Source organism: Achromobacter seleniivolatilans (assembly GCF_030864005.1).
In the GTDB taxonomy this organism is placed as follows: Bacteria; Pseudomonadota; Gammaproteobacteria; order Burkholderiales; family Burkholderiaceae_B; genus Achromobacter; species Achromobacter seleniivolatilans.
In genome coordinates, this window is sequence record NZ_CP132976.1 from 2,591,580 (window position 1) to 2,611,587 (window position 20,008).

The 20,008-nt window shown below is 60.2% G+C and carries 20 protein-coding genes; 9 read left to right on the plus strand and 11 right to left on the minus strand.

Annotation, left to right across the window (positions count from 1 at the left end):
* Positions 1-180: 180 nt before the first annotated feature.
* The 3 genes from RAS12_RS11460 to RAS12_RS11470 form a co-directional block, all read right to left on the minus strand.
* Entirely contained in the window at positions 181-432 is a 252-nt protein-coding gene (locus RAS12_RS11460) for an accessory factor UbiK family protein (RefSeq protein WP_306948438.1), read from the minus strand.
* Between the two features lie 167 nt (positions 433-599).
* A complete protein-coding gene (locus tag RAS12_RS11465; protein ID WP_306948440.1) occupies positions 600-1,034 on the minus strand; it encodes a DUF5339 family protein in 435 nt (144 codons plus the stop codon).
* Between the two features lie 183 nt (positions 1,035-1,217).
* Entirely contained in the window at positions 1,218-1,526 is a 309-nt protein-coding gene (locus tag RAS12_RS11470) for a hypothetical protein (protein WP_306948441.1), read from the minus strand.
* A gap of 50 nt (positions 1,527-1,576) precedes the next feature.
* Here RAS12_RS11470 and RAS12_RS11475 point away from each other — a divergent pair, with 50 nt between their 5' ends.
* Both RAS12_RS11475 and amt read left to right on the plus strand, forming a co-directional pair.
* A complete protein-coding gene (locus RAS12_RS11475; RefSeq protein WP_171664622.1) occupies positions 1,577-1,915 on the plus strand; it encodes a P-II family nitrogen regulator in 339 nt (112 codons plus the stop codon).
* Positions 1,916-1,943: 28 nt separating this feature from the next.
* The gene (gene amt, locus RAS12_RS11480; protein ID WP_306948444.1) at positions 1,944-3,182 is read left to right on the plus strand and encodes an ammonium transporter; all 1,239 of its coding nucleotides are present in this window, start codon (positions 1,944-1,946) and stop codon (positions 3,180-3,182) included.
* Positions 3,183-3,306: 124 nt separating this feature from the next.
* On the opposite strand, the gene ptsP is transcribed toward amt, so the two are convergent.
* The 7 genes from ptsP to rfbD all read right to left on the minus strand — a co-directional run bounded on the left by ptsP (position 3,307) and on the right by rfbD (position 10,869).
* Positions 3,307-5,061 (minus strand): phosphoenolpyruvate--protein phosphotransferase, encoded by a 1,755-nt coding sequence (ptsP, locus tag RAS12_RS11485; protein ID WP_306951419.1) that lies wholly within the window; start codon positions 5,059-5,061, stop codon positions 3,307-3,309.
* A gap of 58 nt (positions 5,062-5,119) precedes the next feature.
* The gene (locus RAS12_RS11490) at positions 5,120-5,389 is read right to left on the minus strand and encodes an HPr family phosphocarrier protein (RefSeq protein WP_006387993.1); all 270 of its coding nucleotides are present in this window, start codon (positions 5,387-5,389) and stop codon (positions 5,120-5,122) included.
* Positions 5,390-5,504: 115 nt separating this feature from the next.
* Entirely contained in the window at positions 5,505-5,906 is a 402-nt protein-coding gene (locus RAS12_RS11495; protein WP_306948491.1) for a PTS sugar transporter subunit IIA, read from the minus strand.
* A gap of 18 nt (positions 5,907-5,924) precedes the next feature.
* Entirely contained in the window at positions 5,925-6,896 is a 972-nt protein-coding gene (gene gshB / locus RAS12_RS11500; protein ID WP_306948493.1) for a glutathione synthase, read from the minus strand.
* 163 nt (positions 6,897-7,059) lie between these two features.
* Positions 7,060-7,611, minus strand: coding sequence for a translation initiation factor IF-3 (infC, locus tag RAS12_RS11505; protein WP_175176975.1), 552 nt, complete (start codon positions 7,609-7,611; stop codon positions 7,060-7,062).
* A 20-nt stretch (positions 7,612-7,631) separates the two neighbouring features.
* Positions 7,632-9,584, minus strand: a complete 1,953-nt coding sequence (gene thrS, locus RAS12_RS11510; RefSeq protein ID WP_306948495.1) for a threonine--tRNA ligase — start codon at positions 9,582-9,584, stop codon at positions 7,632-7,634.
* A 370-nt stretch (positions 9,585-9,954) separates the two neighbouring features.
* Positions 9,955-10,869: a dTDP-4-dehydrorhamnose reductase gene (gene rfbD, locus RAS12_RS11515; protein WP_306948497.1), complete on the minus strand. Its 915-nt coding sequence runs from the start codon at positions 10,867-10,869 to the stop codon at positions 9,955-9,957.
* Positions 10,870-11,058: 189 nt separating this feature from the next.
* Here rfbD and RAS12_RS11520 point away from each other — a divergent pair, with 189 nt between their 5' ends.
* Positions 11,059-11,796 (plus strand): response regulator, encoded by a 738-nt coding sequence (locus RAS12_RS11520; protein WP_306948499.1) that lies wholly within the window; start codon positions 11,059-11,061, stop codon positions 11,794-11,796.
* Positions 11,797-11,840: 44 nt separating this feature from the next.
* Here RAS12_RS11520 and hemN read toward each other — a convergent pair whose 3' ends face one another.
* Positions 11,841-13,271: an oxygen-independent coproporphyrinogen III oxidase gene (hemN, locus tag RAS12_RS11525; RefSeq protein WP_306948501.1), complete on the minus strand. Its 1,431-nt coding sequence runs from the start codon at positions 13,269-13,271 to the stop codon at positions 11,841-11,843.
* A gap of 126 nt (positions 13,272-13,397) precedes the next feature.
* On the opposite strand from hemN, the gene RAS12_RS11530 reads away from it, so the two are divergent.
* The 6 genes from RAS12_RS11530 to RAS12_RS11555 all read left to right on the plus strand — a co-directional run bounded on the left by RAS12_RS11530 (position 13,398) and on the right by RAS12_RS11555 (position 20,006).
* Entirely contained in the window at positions 13,398-13,664 is a 267-nt protein-coding gene (locus tag RAS12_RS11530) for a hypothetical protein (RefSeq protein ID WP_306951422.1), read from the plus strand.
* Positions 13,665-13,830: 166 nt separating this feature from the next.
* Complete coding sequence (locus RAS12_RS11535) at positions 13,831-14,586, plus strand: FadR/GntR family transcriptional regulator (RefSeq protein ID WP_306948503.1); 756 nt, start codon at positions 13,831-13,833, stop codon at positions 14,584-14,586.
* A gap of 243 nt (positions 14,587-14,829) precedes the next feature.
* The gene (locus tag RAS12_RS11540) at positions 14,830-16,404 is read left to right on the plus strand and encodes an ABC transporter substrate-binding protein (RefSeq protein WP_306948505.1); all 1,575 of its coding nucleotides are present in this window, start codon (positions 14,830-14,832) and stop codon (positions 16,402-16,404) included.
* A gap of 99 nt (positions 16,405-16,503) precedes the next feature.
* The gene (locus RAS12_RS11545) at positions 16,504-17,511 is read left to right on the plus strand and encodes an ABC transporter permease (RefSeq protein WP_306948507.1); all 1,008 of its coding nucleotides are present in this window, start codon (positions 16,504-16,506) and stop codon (positions 17,509-17,511) included.
* Complete coding sequence (locus tag RAS12_RS11550) at positions 17,508-18,347, plus strand: ABC transporter permease (RefSeq protein WP_306948508.1); 840 nt, start codon at positions 17,508-17,510, stop codon at positions 18,345-18,347. Before RAS12_RS11545 ends, RAS12_RS11550 begins: the two co-directional genes overlap by 4 nt.
* 9 nt (positions 18,348-18,356) lie before the next feature.
* A complete protein-coding gene (locus RAS12_RS11555) occupies positions 18,357-20,006 on the plus strand; it encodes an ABC transporter ATP-binding protein (RefSeq protein ID WP_306948510.1) in 1,650 nt (549 codons plus the stop codon).
* Positions 20,007-20,008 lie beyond the last annotated feature (2 nt).

The following is a 20,008-nucleotide window of genomic DNA, read 5'->3' on the forward strand; positions in this document are numbered from 1 at the left end:
GGCATTCAAACTGCGAGTTCGGACAGCGACGTGACAAAAGCAGCCCGCGTTTAGGCGGTCCTGGCCATCATTTTGCTGACGTTAAGCGCCGCCACAGAGCCGCCTCCGCGTTCAACAAAACCGAAATGAAAAACGACCGCCACGGCGGTCGTTCAGATGCTGGTACTGCCAAGTGCCGATCTACTTATCCAGTGCCGACAGACGCTCTTCCAACTGCTGCACTTGAGCCGCCAATTGATCCACGCGGGCGCGGGTACGCGCCAGCAGATCTGTTTGCACGTCAAACTCTTCGCGCGTGACCAGATCCATCTTGGTGAATGCCTGAGCCATCATTGCGCGCACGTTCTTTTCAACGTCGGCGGCTGGGCTGCGGGCGATCAGGTCGGAAATGTTCTTCTGGATGTCTTCGATCCATTGGGTGCGATTGTTCATAGCGGCCTCTCGATGTTCTTGATGCCTCAAGTGTAGTGCTTCGGCGGCGGGACGCAGACAAACCACGCAAACTCCGGCCAAAAAAAAGGGCGGGCCGCATGCGGTGACCGCCCATCAAAGCACAGGAGAAAACCGGGCCGCCATGGAGCGGCCCCCTACCAACATCGTTACGGGCAGCCCATTTGGGTTGCCGATTGCGCAAACATATCCGTCGATTGCTTGCACTGCGCCGCCAATTGCGACTTGTCCGGGATTGCGCCCCACTGGGCTTTGGCCGCGTCAAGCTGCTGCTTGATGCTCGCCGCTGCGGGGTTGGCGCTGCCCAGCTTGTCCATGCACGCGCTGACCTTCGCCAGATAGGCTTCGCACTCGGCAGGAACGGAACCAGTGGCGCCAGTTGCCGGAGCCGTAGCCGACGGAGCCGGCGTCGTGGGCGCAGGAGCCGTGGGCGCGGGTGTTGCAGGAGCGGGAGTAACAGGCGCAGGCGTCGTTGATGCCGCCGGAGGAGCCGCTTTCTGCTCATCGCTCTTATTGCAGCCGGCCAGCACGCCAACCGTGGCGGCCAAAGCCAGAATGCCAAAGAATTTGCGTTGAATCTTCATAGAGTCCTCTTTCCGTTCTTGCTTTTTATGTAAGAGAGCCACAGCACCGGAACCACCTCCCTGCGGCCCGATCTGCTCATCATTGATGAGCTGGCTTGATTCTTGTTCACCCAACCGCTGGCAACAAGCTTATGCGTGTAAACCCCGGTATCACGCCAGCAGTGCAATTCACGCACATATTCGTCAAGCTGGCCGGCGCCTGAAAATCGGATGAAACGGCACCTGATGCCCGGCCTGTAACGCTTTCAGGACATCATCGCCGCGCTTCCAGACACGCCACGCCGACACAAAACCGCATACAAACAGCAACAGCCTCAGCATCAACTGGCTACAAATACTGGCACCCCGCACATATTTGGTTGCATGCCTCACATTCACCACATTACGCACCATATTGAGGCTGACGAAGCACTGGTTGCGCACTACATTGGTGCAAGCAAGCACAATAAATGCGCCACCACCCGCCATTGCGGGCACCACTAAACATGGCATGGATCTTGCTTGATAGACGAAGCCTGTGTGCAACCATGAGAGGAAATGCCATGAAACTCATCATCGCCATCATCAAGCCCTTCAAGCTCGACGAAGTGCGGGTGGCTCTATCCGCGATCGGCGTCCAGGGTCTGACCGTTACCGAAGTAAAGGGTTTTGGTCGCCAGAAGGGCCATACCGAGCTGTATCGCGGCGCTGAATACGCTGTCGACTTTCTGCCCAAGCTGCGAGTCGAAGCCGCTGTACCCGACCACCTTGTCGATCAAGTCATCGAAGCGATCGAACAAGCCGCCCGTACCGGAAAGATCGGCGACGGCAAGATCTTCGCCGCCCCGCTGGAACAAGTGATCCGTATCCGCACAGGTGAAGCTGGCGAAGCTGCGCTGTAAATAAATAAAGACTCAATGGAGCCTGAAAATGGATAAAGCAGATATCTCCTGGTTGCTCGTCTCTACCCTACTTGTATTGATGATGGCCGTACCCGGTCTGGCGATGTTCTATGGCGGCCTGGTACGCAGCAAGAACGTGCTTTCTGTGTTGCTGCAAGTGCTGTGCACGTTCGTGCTGGGCCTGGTTCTCTGGTTCATCTACGGCTATTCGCTTGCCTTCACCGAAGGCAATGCGTTCTTCGGCGGCCTGTCTCGCGCCTTCTTCTCTGGCATGTTCACACCGGCTGACGGCAAGTTCGCCATGTCGAACACGCTGACCGAACTCCTGTTCGCATCGTTCCAAGCCACGTTCGCCGGCATCACCTGCGCGCTGATCGTGGGCAGCTTCGCGGAACGCGCACGCTTCTCGGGCGTGCTGGTGTTTACGGTGATCTGGTTTACGTTCGCCTATATTCCTATCGCCCACATGGTGTGGTTCGCGTCCGAAACGGCGCCGGGCTTGCTCAATGCCAAGGGCGCACTGGACTTTGCAGGCGGCACGGTGGTGCACATCAACGCTGGTGTCGCCGGCCTGGTGGGCGCTTATGTGGTTGGCAAGCGCGTGGGTTATGGCCGCGAAGCGATGCAACCGCACAATCTGCCGATGACCTTTGTGGGCGCTGCCCTGCTGTGGGTGGGCTGGTTCGGATTTAACGCGGGTTCGGCGCTGGCCGCCAACGAGAACGCCACCCTGGCCTTCTTCAACACGATGATCGCCACCGCTGGCGCCGTGCTGGCCTGGTTGTTCACGGAATGGGCCATCAAGGGCAAGCCCTCGATGTTGGGCGCCGCGTCGGGCGCTATCGCTGGCCTGGTGGGCATCACGCCCGCAGCCGGTCTGGTTGGCCCCGTAGGCGCACTGATCATCGGCGTGATTGCTGGCGTGGTGTGCGTGTGGGGTGTGAATGGCCTGAAGCGCCTGCTGCGCGCCGACGATGCTCTGGACGTGTTCGGCATCCACGGCGTGGGCGGTATCGTGGGCGCACTGCTGACCGGCGTGTTCAACGCACAGGTCTTGGGCGGGCCTGGTCTGGCCGAACCCAGCATGATTGCCCATCAACTGTGGGTGCAGTTGGAAGGCGTGCTGATCACCATCGTCTGGTCCGGCGTGGTGGCATGGATTGCCTACAAGATCGCCAACGCCCTGTGCGGCATGCGTGTGCCGGAAGATCAGGAGCGCGAAGGCCTGGACGTCACGAGCCACGGCGAATCGGCGTATCACAGCTAAAAGCAGTATTCCGGCCCGCCGCCTCAGTGCAGCGGGCCAGGCAAGAAAAAGGCGCCGGGTTTTTCAACCCGGCGCCCTTTTTTTCAGTGTGATCTTGAGTCAGACGGGACCGCTTGACCTTGAATCAGGCAGGACCCAATGCGTCCAGATCCACCGGCAAGGCGCGATTCAATGCGGTTGCAACCTTGATCCGCAGCGCATTGGAATGCGCGCGGCGCACTTCCCGCTTCACGTCCAGCAGTTGTTGCGGGTGCATGGAGAACTCGGTCAGGCCCAGGCCCAGCAGAAGCCGCGTCATGCGCGAATCACCCGCCATTTCGCCACACACGGCAACGGGTTTGCCGGCCCGCTCACCCGCGTTGATGGTATTGGCCACCAAACGCAGCACTGCGGGATGCAGCGGATCATAAAGAGACGCCACATCGTGGTCGCCGCGGTCGATCGCCAGTGTGTACTGGATCAAGTCATTCGTGCCGATGGACAGAAAATCCAGCGCCTGAACAAAAGGCTCGATAGCGATCGCAATGGCAGGCACCTCGACCATGGCACCCACTTCCATATGCGGCGCGTATGCCTGTCCACGCGCATCCAGCTCACGCCTGGCAGACTCGATCGCGGCTTTGGTCGCCACGACCTCATGCATGTGGGCAATCATCGGAATCAACAAGCGTACGGGCCCATGGACCGAGGCTCGCAAGATCGCGCGCAACTGGGTGGCAAACATTTCCGGACGCGCCAGGCAATAACGAATGGCGCGCTGGCCCAACGCGGGATTGGTGGCCACCGTGGCCTCTCCGTCCAGCGTCTTGTCGGAACCGATGTCCAGCGTGCGGATCGTGACTGGCCGGCCCGCCATTACCTTCACCACAGACGAATAGGCTTCGTACTGCTCTTCTTCGCCGGGCAGATCCGGGCGGCCCATGAACAGGAATTCACTGCGGAACAGGCCTATGCCTTGAGCGCCCGAGGCCAGCGCCAGCGCCGCCTCGTCTGGCAGTTCGATATTGGCGTGCAGAACGATGTCGATACCGTCCAGCGTGACGGAAGGCTCGTCGCGCAGCAGGCCCAGTTCGGCGCGCTCGTCCGCGTAGGCCGCCTGACGGCGCCGGTATTCAAGAAGGATGCGATCAGACGGGTTCACCACCACGGCGCCAGCGGCGCCGTCGATGATGAGCATGTCACCATCCCGGACCAGCTCGCGCACGTTACCCATGGCGACCACGGCAGGCACGCCCATGCTGCGCGCCACGATGGCGGTATGCGATGTGGGTCCGCCCAGATCCGTCACAAATGCCGCAAAGCGGCCGCCCCGCAAACGCAGCATGTCCGCGGGCGAAATATCGTGCGCCACGACCACCAGCGCATCGTCGCCGCCCATGTGGGACATATCGGGCAAGATCGCAGAGGTGCCAGACAGCACATGCAGCACCCGTTCGATGACTTGGCGGACATCAGCCCCGCGCTCACGCAGGTACTCGTCTTCCATGGCGTCGAACTGCTGCCCCAAGATCTGGCCTTGCGTCGTCAGCGCCCATTCGGCGTTGTAATGCCGCTCGGCAATCAAGGCCAGCGTCTGCTCGGTCAGTAGCGGGTCGCCCAGCAGCAGGCTGTGCACATTCAGCATGGCGCCAAGCTCGCGCGGCGCATCGGCCGGCAAGGTATCGGCCAACTGGAGGAGCTCGCGTTGTGCGGAGGCCAGCGCCTCGGTCAGGCGGCTGCTTTCCGCGGGCACATCTTCCGGCACTATCCGGTAATGCGCCACTTCCAGCGCCGCAGCGCCCATGACTACCGCGCGCCCAATGGCATAACCCTTCGCAACGCCTTTGCCATAAAGACAAACAACGGGGCTGGCATTGCCAGCCCCGTTGTGAGCATTGATCAGGGGCGCAGACGGTCCGGCCTGAGCGACGCCCTGGCCGGCCGATTCAGAAGATGTTCTATTCCTGCTCACCGAATTTGCTGTCGAACAGAGTTTCGATTTCGGAAAGGGCTTGCTCGGCATCGCTGCCGGAAGCTTCCAATTTGACCGTCACGCCCAACCCGGCCGCCAACATCATGACACCCATGATGCTCTTGGCGTTCACGCGTTGCGCGCCGCGCGAGATGAAAATCTCGCTCGAGAATTTGCTGGCAAGCTGGGTCAGCTTGGCGGCTGCCCGCGCATGCAAACCTAGTTTATTGCTGATGACGATGTCTGTATTAGGCATAGGAAATATTATGACTGCGGACCTGCGCCGCAGTGTTGATCGCAGCAAACATCAAACCGAAAAATACGCTTTGGCTTGAATTATCTGCCGACATAATAGGGCAAATTCCCGTCCGTCAGTCTACACGCAAGACGCCCTGCACCCCTCCGGCCAAGGCCTTCTCGCGAGTTTCAGCCAAAGGCAGGTTGCGATAGGTCAGCGCGCGCAGCAACATCGGCGTGTTCAACCCCGCCAGCACACAGCACTGAATACCCTGCGCCTGAGCGTCTGCCACGGCCCGCTTGGAGATATTTGCGGGCGTGGCCCCGATCAGGTCCGTCAGCACCAGCACGCCAGTGCCATGGTCTTGACCCAGGATGTCCTTCAGGACGGCGGGCGTCAGATCGTCCGGCAGGTCCTCGGGCAAAATATCGTGAATGGCCAGCATTCCATCAAGGTTGCCCATGACGTGGCTGGCGCACTCCCGCATCGCGGCGCCGAGGGGCGCGTGCACGACGATAACAATACCCGTGGTCATGACAGAAATCCCGAAAGGTCAGACTGCCGAAGCATTGTTCGCCACCGCTTTTTCAAGCGCCTGGACGAACATGCCTGCGACATCAAAGCCGGTCTGTTCAGCAATTTCCACAAAGCAGGTGGGGCTGGTGACGTTGACTTCAGTGACGAAATCGCCAATGACGTCCAGACCGACCAGCAGCAGCCCGCGAGCGGCCAGCTTGGGCGCTACGGCTTCGGCGATTTCGCGGTCGCGCGCAGACAATTCTTGCGCGACGCCACGGCCGCCGGCGGCCAGATTGCCGCGCGTTTCACCGGCCAGCGGAATACGAGCCAGCGAGTACGGCACGGGCTCACCGCCAATCAGCAGGATGCGCTTGTCGCCCTTGACGATGTCGGGAATGTAACGCTGCGCCATGATGGTGCGCGCGCCATTGTCCGTCAGCGTTTCAAGAATGGCATTCAGATTCGGATCTTTGGGCTGCAGCCTGAACACGCCCGTGCCGCCCATGCCGTCCAGCGGCTTCACGATGACATCGTGATGGGTGTCATGGAATGCTTTCAGGCGGGCCATATTGCGGGTCACCAGCGTCGGCGCAGTGAACTCGCTGATTTCGGTGATGGCCAGCTTTTCAGGATGGTTGCGGATCGCCGCGCCACTGTTGAACACGCGGGCGCCTTGGGCTTCAGCGTATTCAAGCAAATGCGTGGAATACACGTATTCCATGTCGAAAGGCGGGTCTTTGCGCATGATGACGGCACCAAAATCCGCCAACGGCAGATCTTGAGCGGCGGATTCGCTCCACCATTCATGCCCGTGCAGGTCGGCAGTGGCGTCCAGCGTGATCGGCGTGGTCACGGCCTTGACCGTACCCATTTCGATATAAAGGTCGCCTTGCATGGCCACACTAAGCGTGTGACCGCGCGCCACCAGGGCTCGCATCATGGCAACAGAACTGTCCTTGTACGCTTTGAGCAGCGGCAAGGGATCCAAAACGAACAATACATGCATCGCGACACCCTGAACGTACGCCGCCTTCCCTGCTGGGAAGGCGGCTTTTAACCATCGTAGCGCAGAGCCGCCCAATAAGCGAACCCGCCGGTCACAGTATGGACGGCGGGTCGGAAGTGGAACGGCCAGGCCTTCACGGGAAGGCTATGGCTGAAGCTTGGGCTTAAGCCGCCGATTCAGGCTTGCCGACCGGCACAACCTTCTTCTTGGGCGCAAGCACCATGACCATCTGACGGCCTTCGAGCTTCGGCATGGCTTCGACCTGGGCAAGTTCCAGCAGATCGTCACGCACACGTTCAAGCACACGCATACCAAGTTCCTGGTGAGCCATTTCACGGCCACGGAAACGCAGCGTCACCTTAGCCTTGTCGCCCTCTTCGAGGAAGCGGCGCAGGTTGCGCAGCTTGACTTGGTAGTCGCCCTCGTCAGTGGCCGGACGGAATTTGACTTCCTTGACCTGAATGACCTTCTGCTTGGAACGAGCTTCGGCTTGACGCTTCTGCTCTTGGTACTTGAACTTACCGTAGTCCATCAAACGGCAGACCGGCGGCTCGGCGTTCGGCGCGATTTCCACCAGATCCACGTCGCTTTGCTCGGAAAGACGGAACGCATCGGCGATCTTGACGATACCAAGCTGTTCCCCCTCCAGACCTATCAGGCGCACCTCGGGGACGCGGATTTCACCGTTGATGCGATTGGCTTTTTCAGTGGCGATGTTGAAAGCTCCTAGAAATGTTAAGCAGCACTGCTATCAGGTTGATTGACGTCGCGACGGGTGGACACATCCTCGGACAGTCGCGCGACGAACTCGTCGTATGCGATGGCTCCAAGGTCCAGTCCGCCCAGACCGCGTACGGCTACGGTGCCGTTTTGCTTCTCCTTGTCGCCGACGACAAGAATGTACGGCACCTTTTGCAGGCTGTGCTCCCGAATTTTACGAGTGATTTTTTCACCACGCAAATCGGACTCTACTCTAAAGCCTTGTTTTTTCAGGCTTTGTGTTATTTCAGCCGCATAATCGGCCGAAGGTTCAGAAATGCAGCATACAACCGCTTGCACCGGAGCCAGCCAAGGAGGCATGGCGCCAGCGTGGTTTTCGATCAACATACCGATAAAACGCTCGAGCGAACCGAGAATGGCACGGTGCAGCATGACCGGCGGGCGACGCTGGTCGTTCTGGTCAACGTACTCGGCGCCCAGGCGCACGGGCATGGAGAAGTCGACCTGGATCGTACCGCATTGCCAGTGGCGGCCGATAGCGTCCTTCAGGGTGTATTCCACCTTCGGGCCGTAAAAGGCGCCCTCTCCCGGCGAGATCTCGAATTCGCAGCCCGTGCGGCGCAGACTTTCCATCAGCGCCTCTTCGGCCGTATCCCAGACTTCGTCCGAGCCGATACGCTTTTCAGGACGGGTTGCGACCTTGTACAACACTTCGGTGAAACCAAAGTCGCGGTATACCTTTTGCAACAAGGCGGTGAAGTCAGCGCATTCGTCCTGAAGCTGTTCTTCGGTACAGAAAATGTGGCCGTCATCCTGCGTAAAGCCGCGCACACGCATCATGCCGTGCAACGAGCCCGAAGGTTCATTGCGGTGGCATTGGCCAAATTCGCCGTAGCGCAGGGGCAGTTCGCGATACGAATGCAGGCCGGCATTGTAAATCTGCACGTGGCCCGGGCAATTCATCGGCTTCAAGCCATAAACGCGGTTCTCGGACTCGGTCGTGAACATGTTTTCACGATAGTTGTCCCAGTGGCCCGTCTTCTTCCACAGCGACAGATCCAAGATCTGCGGCGCTTTGACTTCCTGATAGCCGTTGTTGTTGTAGACGCCGCGCATGTATTGCTCGACCTGCTGCCACAGGGCCCAGCCCTTGGGGTGCCAGAAGATCAGGCCCGGCGCTTCGTCCTGGAAGTGGAACAAGTCGAGTTCACGGCCAATCTTGCGATGGTCGCGGCGCTCGGCTTCTTCGAGCATGTGCAGATAGGCCTCTTGCTCGTCCTTGGTCGCCCAGGCCGTGCCGTAGATGCGCTGGAGCATCTCGTTTTTGCTGTCGCCACGCCAGTAGGCGCCGGCCACCTTCATCAGCTTGAAGACCTTCAGCTTGCCGGTGGACGGCACGTGCGGGCCACGGCACAGGTCGACGAAATCGCCCTCGCGGTACAGGCTCAAGGGTTCGTTCGACGGGATCGAGGCGATGATCTCGGCCTTGTACTTTTCACCGATGCTTTTGAAGAATTCCACGGCGTCGTCGCGCGACCATTCTTCGCGCGTGACCACTTCGTCCTTCTTGGCCAGTTCGGCCATCTTTTTTTCGATGGCGATCAGGTCTTCAGGGGTGAACGGGCGCTTGTACGAGAAGTCGTAGTAGAAGCCATTGTCGATCACGGGGCCAATGGTGACCTGCGCATCCGGGAACAGCGACTTGACGGCGTAGGCCAGCAAGTGAGCCGTAGAGTGGCGGATAAGGTCCAGGCCGTCGGCGTCCTTGGCGGTCACGATTGCCAGACGGGCGTCGCCCTCGATGCGGAAGCTGGTGTCAACCAGCTGGGATTCCGAGCCGTCAACCGTGACGCGGCCGCCCAAGGCGGCCTTGGCCAGGCCAGTACCGATCGATTGCGCCACTTCGGCAACCGTTACCGGCCCCGGATATTGGCGCTGCGAACCATCGGGCAAAGTGATCTGTACCATCGGGAGTGCTTCCTGGGGTTCTTGGAACTAAAAAACGAAAAACAGAAACGAAAAACGCGGCCTGAGAGCCGCGTTCTTTTGGTTGTCTTGCTGAGTCTTACCGCTGACCTGACACGGTGAAACCCGACGCACGAAAAACTAACGCGGCATAGGGCGAAAGTTCCGGGTCGTAGTTCGTGCCAGCGGGGAAAACATGAATTTTAAGCCTGTTGGTACGCGCCCGAGGCGGCGCGAATCAATGTTGAGCGACTGGACCCATCTGCGCGGATGCCGCCGCAGGCGTTGTATCAGTCGCATCTATCGTTTCCGATTGTAGCACCCTTTGCCGTTTTTTCGTCGCGTAAAGAACACACGCCGTGGCTTGCCTCGACTAGGCAAGATTGCGGCTATCTGCCAGAGCAGCCAGCGCATGCGTCACGCCAGTCTGCCACGGTGGCGCAACAATGCCGAAATGGTGTTCCAGGCGGCTGGTATCCAGACAGGAATTCAATGGGCGCCGCGAAATGCCCGGATATTGATCTGACCGCACGGGCTGGATGTCGGCGGCAGTCAATGTGACTGCCAAACCCGCGCGCCGCGCCTGCTCGGCAATGAAGCAAGCGTATTCATGCCAGGTGGTATCGCCCGCCGCCGCCAGGTGGTACAGCCCAAACGGAAAGCCCCCGCCCTCGCCCCAATTCAAGTAACGGGCGACGGCCAGAGCCGTCACGTCGGCAATGAATGCGGCGCCAGTCGGCGCGCCGCGCTGGTCACTGACGACTCGCAGTGCTTCAGGCTGGCGCAGGGCCATCAGCATGCTTTTCAAGAAGCTGTTGCCAAACACCCCATAGACCCAGGACGTGCGAAACACCAGATGTGCGGCGTTCATGGCTTGCACGGCGCGCTCACCGGCCAGCTTGCTACGGCCGTAAGCATTAAGGGGTGCGGGCGCGTCATCTTCTGTGTAGGGGCCTGGCTTTGCGCCGTCAAACACGTAGTCGGTCGAGTAATGGACGATCAATGCACCGCGGCGGGCAGCCAAACCGGCGAGTTCTCCAGCGGCTTCGCCATTGATCCGCATCGCGCGCACCGCATCTTCTTCGGCACGTTCAACCGCTGTGAACGCGGCGGCATTGATGATCACGTCCGGCTTTTCCCGCCTGACCAGCCGCGCAAGTTGCAAGGGGTAGATCAAATCGCATTCGCTTCTGCCCACCGCGACGACATTGCCCAGGGGGGCAAGGCTGCGCCGTAGCTCAAAACCCAATTGGCCATCCTTGCCTAACACCAGAATCTTCTTCCGCATACTTTCCTGCTTATTGCCAGGGCCGGGGTGCAATGGTCTGATTTTGGCCCAGTTTATGTGCCGACAGCCGTACGAAAACGTAATCTGCCCTCGCAAATTTCGGACTAATCGTGGCGCCTGCCCTGGATGTCGCCCTTGATGGGTGAATGCTCCCCCAGGCTTCGACCCAAACTGGCTTGTGGAGCATAGATGAAACCTGTTTCAACGCCATTCACCAAGGCGTCTTTGGCGGACTCCGCCCGCAGTAGCGACGGTGACCGCCCCGGCGCTCGCCGTCACTTATTGCTGTCGCGTCCGCCCCAGGTCATAAGAGTGGCAATTCTGGATGACCATCCTGTCGTGGCGCTCGGCGTCGCGGCCTATCTGGAAAGCCGGCCGGGGTTTCGCGTCATCCATCGCGAGACGTCGTCCCGAGGAATGTTGGAAAAACTCAGCCATTCGCCGTGCGATGTGGCCTTGATTGATTTTTACCTGCCGCTAGAACCCTGGGATGGCGTCAATTACCTGAGGCGCCTGCGCCGCTATCACCCGGATCTGGCGATCATCACGTTTTCGGCAGGTAACCGCCAAGAGACGCAGTTCGCTGCATTCCGGGCTGGGGCGAACGGGTATCTGGCCAAGCAGTGGGGGCTGGTGCTGTTGCCGGACATGATTCGCGGCGTGGTAAGCGGCAAAGACCCCTTTTTGTCGGTACAGGACGGCAAAATTAGCGCCCTGCAGCCGACCCACCCGCATGCCTTACTGACGACATCCGAGGTCGAGATTCTGCGTCACATCAGACAGGGGTTATCTGTGACCCAGATCGCCACGCGGCTCATGCGCAGCAAAAAGACGATCAGCACGCACAAGCGCCGCGCCATGCGCAAGCTACAACTGGCTGATGACCTGTCCTTGGCGCTGTATCTGCACGAGAAGTTCGCCGAATGAGCCAGCCGCCTCAGCAGCAGCCCGGCGCTGCCGGCGAGCCGCCGTCAGATGATGCGGGAATAGCTTGCGCCGGTACTGACGGTGCGCAGATAACCATCGAACGCCATTGCGACGGCACGCACGAAATACCAGCCCAAGCCGGTCACCTGCACCTCGCCCGAACGCAAGTTCACCAGCCCCAATTCGGCCAGGTTGGCCATTTGGCTCAATTCGGGACCGAAGTAGTCGCCGAATCGCAAGCCATGCCGCGCCTCGATTCTTGCAAAGTCCACCCGGCCCTGACACATGATGTCCATAATGACCTCGCGCCGTACCAGATCGTCGGCGTTAAGCGCCAGCCCGCGCTCGACGGCAAACTTTTCGGATTCGATGGCTGCGTAGTACTCATCAAGCACTTTGGCGTTCTGGCTGTAGGTATTGCCGATACGGCCGATGGCGGACACTCCCAGCGCTACCAAATCCCGGTCAGGCTGCGTGCTGTAACCCTGAAAATTCCGATGCAATTCACCGCGCTGCTTGGCGATGGCCAGTGCATCCGTGTTCAGCGCAAAATGGTCCATCCCGATGTAGGTGTAGCCCTGCTGCAAAAACCCGTTGATCGCAGCACTGAGCAGACCGACGCGCGTCGCGCGGTCGGGCAAATCAGCCTCGTGGATGCGCCGTTGCGGCTTGAAGCGTTCGGGCAGATGCGCATAGGCGTACAGCGCAATGCGGTCGGGCCGCAGCGCCACAACCTGCGAAATCGTACGGGTGAAAGATTCTGTTGTTTGCAACGGCAAACCGTAGATCAGATCGACATTGACCGAGGCATAACCCAACGCCCTGGCGCTTTGCATCAACGCCCGTACAGATTCGAAGGATTGCACACGATGCACCGCTTTTTGCACGCGCTCATCAAAATCCTGAACGCCGAAGCTCAGACGGTTGAATCCCAGCCGGTACAAATGCGCCAGACGTTCGGGGGTTGCCGTGCGCGGGTCTACCTCGATGGAGATTTCCGCGTCCGGCTCAAACCGGAAAGCGCGCCGCAGGTCTTCCATCAGGCCCGTCAGTTCGTCGTCCGACAAAAAAGTGGGCGTGCCGCCACCAAAGTGCAATTGCGACACCGGAACGCCTGCGCCCAGCTCCCGGACATGCAGCGCCACTTCGCGCGCCAGCGCGTCGAGATATCGCTGCGCCCGATCATGGTGGCGGGTCACCACCTTATTACAGGCGCAGTAATAGCAGACGGAATCACAGAAGGGGATGTGCACGTACAGCGACAGCGGCTCTGCCGGACTCGTTGCGCGCCGCTGCTGTAGCGCCAGGCGATAGTCCTGTTCCCCAAATTTTCCGTGGTAGCGGTCGGCGGTGGGATATGACGTGTATCGCGGCCCATTTTTGTCCAGTCTGGCCAGCAACTGAGGGGGGAAAAAGGGCTCGGCGGCGACAGGCGCGGACGGTTCGGAAGAGTGTGGGCGTAGGACGGCTTGCATACCTTGAATTATTCGCCTGAGACGGCCAAGCCACCTTGATCTTGCGCAAACCAGGCCCCGTGAATTTGCGCCAGCGTTGCGGCCCTTAAAATGCCCGTATTCGTGATGCACAACAAGGACACCCCCATGGGCACTGAACTGGAAGGCCGCTTGCTGGCCATGCGCCAGGCGCTGGCGATTGCCATCGCACTATCCACCCGCAGCAGCCCCCAAGCGACCGATATGGCGCTAGAGCTGCTGAATGACCTGAAAGCCAGCATGGACAACGCCCCATCCGACAGCCCGTTCGAAAAGCCTGAATGGGTCATGGGCGCGCATGATGAACTGGACGGGATCTCGCGCTTGGTGCGTGCGTTTACTCAAACGCCAGAACCGGACGAAGACCCCAAGTAAACACCTGCCCGGCACCCTCTCCTAACTGGCCTGACCACCAGATAGGAAGAGGTGGAATCCCTCTGATCGTTTTCCCTGAAAATAACAATTTTCCCTTCTATTTCAAAGGAAGCATGCCTATATTGGTGGCCTGACCACCAGGCCATAAACCGTCCACCCGACCGTAATGAGCACCTTTCAAGCCGTTGCTGTTACTCGCCTGTACCGCATGATCGCCGACCAGATCGCCGGCCGAATCCGGGCGGGCGACTTCCCTCGAGGCGGACGCCTTCCGTCAGAAAGAGAGCTGGCGGAACAACTGCAGGTCAGCCGCGCCTCGATTCGCGAAGCCTTGATTGCACTTGAAATCGAAGGTTATGTGGAAGTTCGCGTTGGCACGGGTGTGTTCGTCACCACGTCGCCCGACGGCGCCGCGTTTCCCTCAACTCCAGGTCCGGCAGCCCGGGCCATGCGAGAACGCGAAGACATCGGCCCATTCGACCTGCTCGAAGCCCGCCTGCTGATCGAACCCGAGTGCGCCGCGCTGGCCGCACAGTCAGGCACCCCCGCGCAGCTTGCCGCGATACGCGACGCCCACGCGGCCATGTCTTTGACCCATGCTCCCGGCCAACACGATCGTGAATTCCATAACGCCATCGCCACCGCTTGCGGCAATGCGGCGCTGGCCGCCTCCGTGGCGCATCTGTGGGATCTCACACAGAGCAGTTCGGTGTACAGCCGCATGCAGGACCACTTCGTCAATACCCAGGTGTGGGCCGCAGCCCACGCGGAACACCAGCGAATCCTGACGGCGATTCTGGCTCGGGATCCGATTCGCGCGCGCTATGCGATGCATACACACCTGCTGGGCATTCTGGCGCGCCTGCGCGAGGACTACGCCGACGACGGCGCAACCCGCCAGATCGAAAGTTGGCCCGCATGACGCGTATCGAAACGCCAATGAGTCCGCCCCCGTTGCCCGGCCCAATCCCCAATCCTTGCACCACTGATTTCGCCGCAATGGTGCACGGCGCCTTACCCAGCACCTGATCGAAGCATGGTTGTAGCGGCATCACCCGCAGTACCCCTGAGAAACGCAGGTGGCACGTGGTTTGCTTGCCCAAGCACGGCATCCGCCGCGCAACGGTGGTCACCTGTCAGTCCTATTCCAGCCCGGAGGCTCGCAGTGAAATCGAAGAAATGGTTCTCCCTAAGCATCGGCGCATTGGTCCTTGCGGCCGCGCTGCCCGCCACGCAAGCCCTGGCCCAGACCAAGGGCGGCACGCTGAACATGATTGTCCAGCCAGAACCGCCCGTGATCGTCACGGCCATCAACCAGCAAGGCCCCACGCAATTCGTCGCAGGCAAAATCTACGAGAGCCTGCTGACCTACTCTACCGACTTGAAGCCCTTGCCCGGCCTGGCCAAATCCTGGGAAGCCGCGGCTGATGGCCTGACCTACACCTTTCACCTGCAAGACAACGTGAAGTGGCACGACGGCAAGCCGTTCACTTCCGAAGATGTTGTGTTCTCGCTGGCGGACATGTTGCCCAAGACACATGCTCGTGCGCGCGTCATTCTGAACAAGTTTGTTGACTCGGTGCAGGCGCCCGACGCTAAAACAGTGGTCATCAAACTGAAGACGCCGTTCCCCGCATTCATGCTGATGTTCGAACCCGGTTTTGCGCCGATGATGCCCAAGCACTTGTACGCGGGCACGGACTACATGACCAATCCGGCCAACCAGAAGCCGGTCGGCACCGGCCCCTTCATGTTCAAGGAATGGAAGCGCGGTGAATACATCAAGCTGACGCGCAATCCCGACTACTGGAAGCCGGGCAAGCCGTACCTGGACGAGCTGGTGTTCAACATCATTCCCGATTCGGCTTCGCGGGCAGTGGCGTTTGAGCGCGGCAACGTGGACGTGCTGCGCGGCGGCGACGTGGACAACGTCGACATCAAGCGACTGCGCGCCCTGCCGAAAGTGGAATACACAACGGCAGGCTGGGAAATGTTCTCGCCACAGGCCTACCTGATCTTCAACATGCGCAAGCCGCCCTTCGACAACGTGAAGGTGCGCCAGGCCGTCATGGCGGCGATGAACCGCAACATGGTGGTCAACAATATTTTCTTTGGTCTGGGCAAGGTGTCGACCAGCCCGTTCGTCACCACCGAAATGTTCTACGACAAGAACATGCCGCCCATGGCTTTCGACATGAAGAAGGCTCGCGCGCTGATCAAAGAATCCGGCATCAAGCCCGAGGACTACACGATCCGTCAGTTGAGCTTTCCGTACGGTTCCACCTGGGACCGCCTGGGTGAATACACCAAGCAGGCACTGGAGCAACTGGGCTTCAAGGTCAACCTGGAATCGACCGACGCGGGCGGCTGGGCCAGCCGCACGGGCAATTGGGACTTTGATATGACGACGACCTTCACCTACCAGTACGGCGATCCCGCACTGGGCGTGCAGCGGCTGTATATCTCGTCAAACATCGTCAAGGGTTCCCCATTTGCAAACGTGCAGGGTTACAGCAACCCCGAGACCGACAAGCAATGGGAAGCCGCAGCCTCTGAAATCGATCCGGCCAAGCGCCAAGAGCTCTACACCAAACTTCAGACCACGCTGGTCAACGAGGTGGCCAACGGTTTCCTGGTGGACATGGAATTCCCCACGCTCTATCGCGGCAACGTGAAAAACCTGGTCAAGACCGCCATCGGTTTGAACGAATCGTTTGACGACGTCTACATCGAGAAGTAAGCGCCGCATGACGCCGCCGCGGCACACGCGGCGGCGGTTCCCGGCCGCGCGACGGACTCGCGCAACGCAACCCGCGCCCGTCCTTAGAGGACCCAGAGCATGAAATTTCTGTCTTTCCTACTTTCCCGCATCGGTAAGGCCCTGGTGGTCGTGCTGGGTGTGGTGATCATCAATTTCTTCCTGATCCGCCTGGCGCCGGGCGACCCGGCTGCGGTGCTGGCGGGTCAGGCCGGCGCAGGCGACGCCGCTTATGTCGATCAGTTGCGCGTGGCCTTTGGCCTGGACAAACCGATTCTGACGCAGCTCATGCTGTACTTAAAGGGCGTCGTCCAGCTGGATTTAGGCTTCTCTTACCGCAACCACGTGCCCGTGCTGGACCTGATTGTTGAACGCCTGCCGGCGACCTTCCTGTTGATGTCGTGCGCTTTTCTGTTTTCCATCGTGCTGGGTGTCTTTCTGGGCGTGGTGGCCGCCAAGGCGCGCTACCGCAACAAGCGCCGGTGGATCGACAGCTCGGTCATGACCGGCGCGCTACTGCTGTATGCCACCCCGCTGTTCTGGCTGTCTTTGATGGGCATTTTGCTGTTCTCGGTGGTACTGGGCTGGCTGCCCGCCTTTGGCATGGAAACCGTAGGTGGCGGATTGACGGGCTGGGCCCGCGCCGCCGATATCGCCCAACATCTGATTTTGCCCACGGTGACTTTGGGATGTTTCTTCATGGCCGTGTACGTACGGCTGACCCGAGCGTCGATGCTGGAAGTGATCGGCATGGACTTTGTGAAGACGGCGCGCGCCAAGGGCGTAAGCCCCAGCCGCGTCATCCGCGCTCACGTGCTGCGCAACGCGCTGCTGCCGGTCATTACCTTTGCAGGCATCCAGCTGGGCCAGATGGCGGGCGGCGCAGTGCTGACCGAAACCGTGTTTGCCTGGCCCGGCATAGGCCGGCTGATGTTTGACGCCCTGCTGCAACGTGACTATCAGTTGCTGCTGGGCATCTTTCTTGTCACCTCCATCATGGTCGTGGTGTTCAACCTGCTGACCGACGTTTTGTACCGCTTGATCGATCCCCGCATCGGCGCGGGCGCGCAGCAAGGAGCCGCCGCATGAAGTCATTTGCCCAACGCTATATGCGCAACTACGGCGCGGTGGCCGGCCTGATCATCATGCTGATCGTGGTCATCGTGGCTCTGGCCGCCCCCCTGCTTTACGAAGAATCGCCATGGATGATGGTGGCGGACCCGCTGATTCCGCCGTTCACCAATGCGGAATATCCGTTCGGCACCGACATGCTGGGCCGCGACATCACGGCGGGTCTGGTCTGGGGCGCGCGGGTGTCATTGATGGTGGGATTGCTATCGACTGCGGTAGCACTGCTGTTCGGTATTTTGGTGGGCGCCGTGGCCGGTTATTGCGGCGGACGCATCGATGACGCGCTGATGCGCTTCACCGAGTTCTTCCAGACCATTCCACAATTGGCCATGGCGGTCGTGCTGGTCGCCATTCTTAGCCCGTCGGTGTATTCCATCATGGGGGCCATCGCCATCGTGTCGTGGCCGCCGGCTGCCCGCTTGGTGCGTTCGGAATTCATGACGCTCAAGCAACGTGAATTCGTGCAGGCCGCAATTGTTATCGGTCAGACGCCTGCGCGCATTGTCAGCACGCAGATACTGCCCAATGCCATGTCGCCCATCATCGTGTCGGCATCCTTCATGGTGGCGACCGCCATTTTGACGGAGTCGTCGCTGTCCTTTCTAGGCCTGGGTGACCGCAACTTGATGAGCTGGGGTTTCATGATTGGAGCCGCGCGCACCATGATTCGCGAAGCCTGGTGGATGAGCGTCTGGCCAGGCGTGGCCATTCTGCTGACCGTGCTGGCCATCAACCTGATCGGCGAAGGGCTGAACGACGCCCTGAACCCGCAACTGCGCAAGCGCGGCGAATAGGAGGCCGACATGACTGAAACCACGCCTCTGCTGTCTATACAAAATCTAAGCATCGCGCTGCCTAAAGGCGGCGACCGCGCCTACGCGGTTCAAGACGTGTCGTATGACATACGCGCCGGAGAGATCCTGTGCATTGTCGGGGAGTCCGGTTCGGGAAAATCCATGAGCGCCAACGCCATCATGGGCCTGCTTCCGGACTACCTGACGCCGCAGCAGGGCCGCATCCTGTTCCGCGGCAAGGACTTGCTGCAACAGGACGAAGCCACCTTGCAGGCCATGCGCGGCAAGGACATGGCCATGATCTTCCAGGAGCCGCTGTCGGCCCTGAACCCCTTGATGACCGTGGGCGAGCAGATCAGCGAAGTCATGCGCGTACACAATGCCTACCCGGGCGCCGCGCGGTTGGCTCGCACGCTGGAGTTGCTGGCTTTCGTCGGCCTGCCAGATCCGGCGACGCTCTACCACGTGTACCCGTTCCGGCTGTCTGGCGGACAGCGCCAGCGCGTCATGATCGCCATGGCGCTGGCGCTGGAACCGGCGCTGCTGATTGCCGACGAACCCACCACCGCGCTTGATGTCACGACACAAGCGCAGATTCTGGCGCTGATCGCCCGTATTCAGAAAGAGAAAGGAATGGGCGTGATGTTCGTGACGCACGATTTCGGCGTGGTGGCCGAAATTGCGCACCGGGTTGCCGTCATGGAAAAAGGCATTCTGGTCGAACAGGGACCCGCCGAGCAGGTCCTGAACCACCCGCGTCATCCTTATACGCAACGGCTGATCGCAGCAGTTCCGCACCGCCGCGGCGAAGACCGCGTCGTCACCGAAGACGATACCCCGGTGCTGGAAGTGAAGGATCTGAAAAAGACTTATGTGATCGGCCACGGCTGGCTGGGCGGCAAGCGCGAAGTACATGCCGTGGACGGCGTGAGTTTCTCGGTGCGCCGCGGCGAAACCTTGGGCATCGTCGGCGAGTCCGGCTCGGGCAAGTCCACGATCGGCAAATGTCTGTTGAAGCTTGTCGGCATCAACGGCGGCCAACTGATCTTTAACGGGCAGGACATTGCCACGTTGTCCGAGTCTCGGTTCAGGCCCATGCGCCACGACATCCAGATGATCTTTCAGGATCCCTTCGCATCGCTCAACCCGCGCCATACCGTCGGCCGCATTATCAGCGATGGCCCGGTCGCCAATGGTATGCCGCGCGCGCAAGCCGAAACCCGCGTGCGCGAACTGCTGTCGCTGGTAGGTCTGGACCCATCCGCCTTTGACCGATATCCCAATCAGTTTTCCGGCGGTCAACGGCAACGCATAGGCATCGCACGCGCGCTGGCGCTGGAACCAAAGGTGCTGGTAGCCGATGAATCGGTGTCAGCGCTTGACGTGTCCGTGCAGGCCCAGGTGCTGCAACTGCTGCATGACCTGCAACAGCGCCTGAAGATCGCCCTGGTGTTCATCACCCACGATCTTCGGGTGGCGGCACAGATATGCAATTCGGTGCTGGTTATGCACCGAGGCAAGGTGGTCGAGTACGGATCACCCGGCCAGATATTCGATAACCCGCAGCATGCGTACACCCGGCAACTGATCGCCGCCGTTCCCGGCCAGCACTGGGACCCGACCCAGGTGCAAGGCTTGAATCCCGTCAACGCAACATGACT